Annotated in this window: 3 protein-coding genes and 1 pseudogene; 3 read left to right on the plus strand and 1 reads right to left on the minus strand. The window is 54.3% G+C overall.

Translation table 11 applies throughout. The features are described from left to right. The first annotated feature begins 171 nt into the window (after positions 1-171). The 3 genes and pseudogenes from ACH2EH_RS04905 to ACH2EH_RS04915 all read left to right on the plus strand — a co-directional run bounded on the left by ACH2EH_RS04905 (position 172) and on the right by ACH2EH_RS04915 (position 1931). Complete coding sequence (locus ACH2EH_RS04905; protein ID WP_395139495.1) at positions 172-690, plus strand: RNA polymerase sigma factor; 519 nt, start codon at positions 172-174, stop codon at positions 688-690. Next, a pseudogene (locus ACH2EH_RS04910) lies at positions 687-788 on the plus strand (zf-HC2 domain-containing protein); the annotation flags it as partial. The gene ACH2EH_RS04905 and the pseudogene ACH2EH_RS04910, both read left to right, overlap by 4 nt. 108 nt (positions 789-896) lie before the next feature. Continuing rightward, positions 897-1931 carry a hypothetical protein gene (locus ACH2EH_RS04915; protein WP_395139499.1) on the plus strand — a complete coding sequence of 345 codons (1035 nt, stop codon included), beginning with the start codon at positions 897-899 and terminating at the stop codon, positions 1929-1931. Positions 1932-2004: 73 nt separating this feature from the next. On the opposite strand, the gene ACH2EH_RS04920 is transcribed toward ACH2EH_RS04915, so the two are convergent. Beyond that, positions 2005-2106, minus strand: a 102-nt coding sequence (locus ACH2EH_RS04920) for a DUF1501 domain-containing protein (RefSeq protein ID WP_395139497.1), incomplete at its 5' end; no start/stop codon positions are given.

Genomic DNA, 2106 nt, shown 5'->3' on the forward strand with positions numbered 1-2106 from the left:
TGCCCATCTTGCGGGTCTGGGTGGCCTGGAGCGTAAAACCGACGGCGGCAATGCCAAGAACAGCAACAAGGAGCGTTTTCTTCATACGGGGATTTTACCCGCGTTAAAAAAATAAATGTTAAGATTCCAACCATCTCACCTGCTCGCTGCTAATCTTGAGTGAGACAGCTTATGTTTCCGCAACGCACCATGAAATCCCAAGGAAAGTCAACGCAGTTTGAGCGGCGGTTCGCACCGTTCCGCGCAAAGCTCGTCGGCTACCTCAACCGCAGGACTCCCGACAGAGCGGAGGCGGAGGATGTCGCGCAAGAGACGCTGCTGGCGGCCTACCACCAGCAAGAGTCGTTTCGCAAAGACGCGGCCCCGCTCCCGTATCTCCTGGGAATTGCCCGGCGGCGGCTCCGGGATCGCCAGCGCTCTCGCCACACGACGGAGCTTCTGGAGGATGAAACCCACACCCAGCCGGACACCACGCCACAGCTTATCGCTAGCCTCACGCTCAAAAACGCACTCGCCAAGCTCCCCGAAGCCGAGCGGCGCGTTTTACAGCTAACAGCCATCGAAGGGCGTACCTACAAAGAGGCGGCGGCGATTCTGGGTGAGCCTGTGGGGACACTCAAGTGGCGTGTCCATACGGCGGTGAAGACGTTGCGCACTATCCTCTCGGAGGAGGAGACGAGAACAAGATGAACTCTCACGAGCGCCTGCAATCTGAGCTGATCGACCTGGTACACCGCGAGCTCTCGCCCTGGCGAGCCCTCCAAGTGCGGCTGCATCTGGCCCACTGTGCCCCGTGTCGTACGGAAAAAAAACGCCTGGAGACGCTCTGGAGATCCCTGCGATCTCTCCACGCCCCCACCCCGACCCGACTTCGTCACAAACTTAAAGGTAAACCCATGCAAGCTCGCCTCATACTTGTCACTGCCACTGCTGCTTTCTGTGCCATTGGCGGTGCCTTCATCACCCGCTCGCTTCAGCACTCTCCCGTTGTAGCAATAAATTTCTCAAAATCTCTTAATCAGTGGTGTCTGGTAGAAGGCAATGCGCGTGGCTACATCATGATCAGTCCTGGTGAATCCATGAAACCCGTTTCACCTCCTCATTTCGAGCTATTAGGCTCAGGAGCAAATAACACAGCAACTCTCACCTTACTTCCCTGCAAGAATAACCTCGATGCAGATACCTGCTCTAAAAGCACAGACCTCGGAAATGAGACAGCACGAGTTGTCATACAAATGGATAAGCCTACTCAGATTCGCAACAAAAGTGGGGAAATAATAGCGATGGCATATATCAAACCATTCACTCAGAATGAAGAAGAAAATCAGCAACGATCCGAAGGTTTAATCAAATTAATGAATACATATTTAATGGAAGTTTACAAAAATTCGACCTGTTTTGTGAAGTTTCATTCCGTCGTCTCACTTGATCCTCGTGTGTCTAATCCCTACCTTCGTTCTCCAAAGATTCATGGAGTTTCCAGATCTGCGGGGCTGATCTCCTGGGCGGGAGACACTAACGTGCCGGGTAGAGATCAGCTTCGCCCTTTGGAATCGGGAGGATATGCCTGGAAAGTAATTGGTGATGCTACGGTCACAATGAAACTACTAACCGATCCAAAACACCCCCGTAGCATGCAAACATTCAAAACAGGTGTTGTTCCCACGGAGCCTTTTCTGTCCGCGGTCTATCCCGAACTTCGGGCGAGTTTCCCTGCACCAGGAAGTGCGCCGAAAATCTACTGGTCACAGTCTGTCCCTGCGTCGGCGAGTTCGCAAAAGGGCTTTGTAAAGCTGGGTAACTATTGGATTGATGAAAATGGGGGCTGGCAAACCGTGGCGCGCTCCGGGGAGTTCACCGGCTACGGTAAGCACATTATCAACGGCCCCGATGGCAAGCCCCTGCTGATATTAGAGGTCGCGCCCCTCTAACACCAAAAACTCCCATGGGCGGCACGCCCTTCGCAGCCGCAGGCTCTCCAGTCCCCTCGCTCCAACCGAGGGGCTACGCCAGTATCTTCTTCACCACAGTGCCTTCTACATCCGTCAGGCGGAAGTCGCGGCCCTGGTAGCGGTACGTCAGGCGGGTGTGGTCTATGCCGAGCAG

It is taken from the genome of Armatimonas sp., assembly GCF_043760365.1.
In the GTDB taxonomy this organism is placed as follows: domain Bacteria; phylum Armatimonadota; class Armatimonadia; order Armatimonadales; family Armatimonadaceae; genus Armatimonas.

Excerpts from the sequence above, each read along its gene's own strand:
- ACH2EH_RS04905 (WP_395139495.1), top strand. The coding sequence starts at position 172 with ATGTTTCCGCAACGCACCATGAAATCCCAAGGAAAGTCAACGCAGTTT.
- ACH2EH_RS04915 (WP_395139499.1), top strand. The coding sequence starts at position 897 with ATGCAAGCTCGCCTCATACTTGTCACTGCCACTGCTGCTTTCTGTGCC.